Origin of the sequence: Streptomyces yangpuensis (genome assembly GCF_001005295.1) — a bacterium.
GTDB lineage: Bacteria > Actinomycetota > Actinomycetes > Streptomycetales > Streptomycetaceae > Streptomyces > Streptomyces yangpuensis.
Window position 1 is genome coordinate 980274 of sequence record NZ_LBMK01000002.1, and the last position, 4918, is coordinate 985191.

A 4918-nucleotide genomic window follows, 5' to 3' on the forward strand; every position below is an offset into this window, starting at 1 on the left:
CCACCACCGTGTGCGACACCCCGGGGGTGTTGTCCACGAAGTTGGTGATCAACCAGTTCAGGTTCTGTGCCGCCTGGCTCATCGGGCTCACACTAACGCTCCTGGTCATAGCTGTTACTTGACTGCTCAGTACCCGCGCTGCGTCCCTGCTGGACACCTCGCCGCAGGTTGCTCAACCTGCCGCGGACGTCCTCCGGAGCGCGGGAGACCTGGGGGCCGCCCTGCGGGGTCGTCTCCGCTGCGCCCTCGACCAGGTTGGCCTTGGGCACGCGCCGAGGGAGACCGGACGGGGTGACCCCGCCCGCCTTCGGCTCACGGAGTTTGGCGGCCTGCTGCCAGCGCTCGTCGTTGCCCGAGCGCCAACCCGTGCCACCGTCCTGGTCCTGCTCCGGCGCCGCGGCCTGCCGCTGACGCTGCGGCCGCTGCTCGAAGAGGGACCCGGGGGACTCCGCTTCCTGCTGTGCCGGCTGCCACTGCTGCTGGCTGCCGCGTCGCGGCAGGCCCGCTCCGGTCATTTCGTGACCGGTGTCGGCAGCGGCGCCCGGACGGTCGAAGCCTACGCGCTCCGCGGCCGGTTCGGGGACGGCCTGGGATTCCGATTCAGTCCCGTAATCCTGCTGGTAGGCAGCCGGATACGTGTTCTGCTCGGGCCACTCGGCCTGCGCCGACCGGCTTTCGTAGCCGTCGTCGTAGCCCTGAGTGTTCGACTGCTGGTCCGGGTAGCCGTCTTCCGTATAGGCGTAGTCCTGCTGCGGGTACGCCTCGTACCCCTGCTCCTGGCGCTGTCCGTCGTACGCGGGGTCGTATCCCTGCTCGGACTGCTGCTCGTAGCCCTGGTACGGCTGGTAGCCGTGTTCAGGCTGAGGTTCCGGATAGTCCTGGCCGCCCTGGTCGGCGTACTGCTGTTCCTGCGGGAAGCCGACCTGGGCCTCCAGCGCGGCACGCCGCTCCTCGCGGCCGAGCGAACGCCCGACCGGGTCGAGGCCGCGCGCCTCGCCGCCCTGCTCGTAGCGCGAGTCGTCGAAGCCGAGCTCCGCGGCCGTACGCATCGGGACGGCCTGCTGGGCCTTCTGCTCCGGAATGATCTGCGAGACCGTGAAGTCGTCGTCCGGGATGCCCTCGCCACCGCCACCGTGCGTGATGGCGTCGGGAAGCATGATCAGCGACGTGGTGCCGGCCGCCTCGCCCGAGGGGCGCAGCTGGACGCGGATGCTGTGGCGGTCCGCCAGCCGGCCGACCACGAACAGACCCATGCGCTGCGAGATCGCGGCGTCCACGGTCGGCGGGTTGGCGAGCTTGTGGTTGATGTCCGCGAAGTCCTCGGCGGTGAGGCCGATGCCCTTGTCGTGGATCTCGACCATCACGCGGCCGTCGGGCAGACGCGTGGCGTTGACGCGGACCTTGGTCTGCGGGGAGGAGAACGTGGTGGCGTTCTCCAGCAGCTCGGCGAGCAGGTGCACGAGGTCGGTCACGGCCTGGCCGTGGATCTCGGCCTCGGAGACACCGGAGAGCTCGATGCGCTCGTACTGCTCCACCTCGGAGGAGGCGGCGCGGAGCACGTCCACGAGGGGCACGGGCTGGTCCCAGCGGCGTCCCGGCTCCTCACCCGCGAGGATGAGGAGGTTCTCGCCGTTGCGGCGCATACGGGTGGCCAGGTGGTCCAGGCGGAAGAGGTTCTCCAGCTGGTCCGGGTCGGCCTCGTTGTTCTCCAGGTCGGTGATGAGGGTCAGCTGGCCCTCGATCAGCGACTGGTTGCGCATGGAGAGGTTCGTGAAGATCGCGTTGACGTTGCCCCGCAGGAGCGCCTGCTCGGCGGCGAGCCGGACCGCTTCCCGGTGGACCTGGTCGAAGGCGCGGGCGACCTCGCCGATCTCGTCCTGGGAGTCGATCGGGATCGGGTGGACACGGGTGTCGATCTTGCCCGGGTCGGTGCGCGAGAGCTGGTCGACGAGCGACGGCAGGCGCTGCTCGGCGATGTCGAAGGCGGCGCTGCGCAGGCGGCCCATCGCACGGCCCATCTGGCGGGCCATCATGCCGGCCAGGATGAAGGCGGCGAGGAGGGCCACGACCACGATGGCGCCGTTGGTGATGGCGTCGGTACGGGCGTCGTCGGATACCGCGACGGCGTCGGTGACGGCCTTCTCGAGAAGTTCCTTCTCGATCTCGTCGTAGCCGTCGAACTTGGCGGTGGCGGCGTACTGCCAGGCCGCCGGCGTGGTGCCGCCGTCGATGACCTTCTTCTTGGGCTCGCCACTGGCGATGGCCTCGGTCATACCCGTGAGGATCGACTTGTTGGTCTGCGAGACCGGCGGGGACTTGAAGGGGGTACCGGCCTGCTCGGCGGCGGCCTTGGCCTCGGCGAGCTTGGCGGCGCCCTCCTCGGACTTCTTCCCCATGACCGTCTTCAGACGGGTCACGTCCTCCTCGGTACCCGCCGCGACGTACTCGCCGATGGCGATTTCCTCGAGGTAGGCGTAGGAGGAGAAGGCGACGAGCTGGGCCTTGCGGGTGTTCTCGTCGTTGCTCGGGCGCACCAGCAGGTGGGTGCCGACGGAGCGCTGGAGGGAGTTCGCCGCCTTGGCCAGCTGGATCGCGTAGACCATGCGGCCGTACGAGGTCACGTTGCCGGTGCCGAGACCGAGCTCGTTGGCGAACTGCATCAGGTAGTGCTGGACCGTGACGTAGCCCTCTTCGGTCGGGATGGGGCCGAACGAAGTGGGCGGGTTCTTCTTGGGGCTCTCGATCCCGGCCTGGTACGCCGTCTGACGGACGTCCGTCAGCTTGGGCTCCTCGGTGCGGAAGAGCTCCAGACGCCGCTCCATGCCCTGGTTCTCGGGCAGGTTCTGGACGGCCTTGTCGAACTTCTCCTTGGCCGCGGCGGTGTCCGCGTAGGCCTTGGTGACCTTGTCGTCCTTAGTGAGGCCGTTCAGGAGCGGCTCGGCCGTGAGGTCACGCTCATTGAGCAGTGCCTGGCTGTATTCCGAGGCTGCCTGGACGACCCGGGCTATCTGCTCGGCGTCCTTGGCCTCGTTCCACGTGTCGACGGAGCCCTTCACCTGGAATCCGCCCATGACCAGGCCCACGAGGGCCGGCACGAGCAGGATGGCGTTCAGACGGGTCGGCACGCGCCAGTTGCGCGGGGAGAACCGGCTGGTGCTCCCGCTCTTCACAGGCGGTTCCACGGGCACGTCGGCGGGCGACGCGGCCGCTCGCGGCGGCGGGGTGAAGTTGCCGCGCGCGGGTTCATCCGCGGGGCTTGCGTTGCTTCGCCTCACTCGACCAACAACCTCTCGGCGGTGCTACTAGCTAGTTCGTTGAATTCCAGCACGGTTGACGGTCCTGTTCCAAACAGTTGAAATCCGCGGGTTCCAGAGACCTACGCCTCACATAAACCGGACATAAAGAGCGTCCTGCGGCAAAAGCCGGGGTGGTTGTGAGCGCAGCGGCACCGGCCGAATGCATCCCGTTGCCGATTGGCTTCAATTCTCTGTCGAAACGTTATGAACGACAGGGGCGGGCCGTGTCATACGACACAGCCCGCCCCTCCCGTGCGGCAGTTGGAGCCGCTCCGCTACTTGAGCCGCGCCATGAGGGCGTGCTCGACGAGCGTGATGAGCGCGCTCTTGGCGTCCGCGCGGTGGCGGGCGTCGGTGGTGATGATGGGGGCGCCGGGACCGATCTGCAGGGCCTCGCGGACCTCCTCCGGCGTGTACGGCTGGTGTCCTTCGAAGCCGTTGAGCGCCACGACGAACGGCAGGCCGCTGTTCTCGAAGTAGTCGACCGCCGGGAAGCAGTCGGCGAGACGGCGCGTGTCGACGAGCACGATCGCACCGATCGCGCCGCGGACCAGGTCGTCCCACATGAACCAGAAGCGGTCCTGGCCCGGCGTACCGAAGAGGTACAGGATCAGGTCCTGGTCGAGCGTGATGCGTCCGAAGTCCATGGCGACCGTGGTGGTCGTCTTGTCACCGGTGTGCGTGAGGTCGTCGATGCCGGCCGAGGCGCTGGTCATGACGGCTTCGGTGCGCAGCGGGTTGATCTCGGACACGGCTCCGACGAACGTGGTCTTGCCCACGCCGAAGCCGCCCGCCACCACGATCTTCGCGGAGGTGGTGGAGCGGGGAGCCGCTCCGCTAGATGTTCCGAAGGCCACTGAGCACCCTTTCGAGCAGTGTTACATCCGGCGTGCCGCCGGCCTCTCCGTTGCCCGGCTGGTGGATGGCCACCATTCCGGCCTCCGCCAGGTCGGCGACGAGGATGCGAGCCACACCGAGCGGCATGGAAAGCAGCGCGGAGACCTCGGCGACCGACTTGACCTCACGGCACAGCGTGCAGATGCGCTGGTGCTCGGGGAGCAGGCCGGACAGGTGCATCGGATCGGCGGTGGTGCTGACCAGCGCCTCGATGGCGAGCTGGTAGCGGGGCCGGGTCCGGCCGCCGGTCATCGCGTAGGGACGCACCAACGGCTGATCGCCTTCCGAGTACGAATCTCCGTACGCATCGGGGTAGGCGGGGGGCGGGGTCATGGATCCTCCGGGCTGGACAGCAGTGGTCAGCGTGCCGTCTGACGGGGCGGCCGGTGGGGGGAACGTTATGACGGCCTGGCGGTGGTACTGGATTCCGGGGCGGGGGCCCGGTCTCCCGGCCGGTAGTACCGTCCGGCCGGGAGAGGGGAAGTCAGCCGAGCAGGCTTCCCTGCAGTTCGGCGCGCAGGTCCGGGGTGAGGACACTGCCCGCGCGATCCACCAGAAGAGCCATCTCGTAGCCCACGAGGCCGATGTCGCACTCCGGGTGCGCCAGTACGGCCAGCGAGGATCCGTCGGAGACGGACATGAGGAACAGGAAGCCCCGGTCCATCTCGACCACGGTCTGGTTGACGGCGCCACCCTCGAAGATGCGGGAGGCACCGGCGGTCAGC

At 68.5% G+C, this 4918-nt stretch carries 4 protein-coding genes and 1 pseudogene; all 5 read right to left on the reverse strand.

Annotated elements, in window-relative coordinates; translation table 11 throughout:
• Nucleotides 1-82: pseudogene (locus AAT21_RS38745) on the reverse strand (roadblock/LC7 domain-containing protein); the annotation flags it as partial.
• 10 nt (nucleotides 83-92) lie between these two features.
• Nucleotides 93-3275 (reverse strand): sensor histidine kinase, encoded by a 3183-nt coding sequence (locus AAT21_RS09770; RefSeq protein ID WP_046776285.1) that lies wholly within the window; start codon nucleotides 3273-3275, stop codon nucleotides 93-95.
• 296 nt (nucleotides 3276-3571) lie between these two features.
• Nucleotides 3572-4153 carry a GTP-binding protein gene (locus tag AAT21_RS09775; protein ID WP_046776286.1) on the reverse strand — a complete coding sequence of 194 codons (582 nt, stop codon included), beginning with the start codon at nucleotides 4151-4153 and terminating at the stop codon, nucleotides 3572-3574.
• Nucleotides 4134-4526, reverse strand: coding sequence for a DUF742 domain-containing protein (locus AAT21_RS09780; RefSeq protein ID WP_030037344.1), 393 nt, complete (start codon nucleotides 4524-4526; stop codon nucleotides 4134-4136). Before AAT21_RS09780 ends, AAT21_RS09775 begins: the two co-directional genes overlap by 20 nt.
• 151 nt (nucleotides 4527-4677) lie before the next feature.
• The coding region (locus AAT21_RS38750) for a roadblock/LC7 domain-containing protein (RefSeq protein ID WP_412180306.1) at nucleotides 4678-4918 on the reverse strand (241 nt) is incomplete at its 5' end.

Coding starts and splice junctions, on each gene's coding strand:
- AAT21_RS09780 (WP_030037344.1), bottom strand. CDS start 4,526: ATGACCCCGCCCCCCGCCTACCCCGATGCGTACGGAGATTCGTACTCG.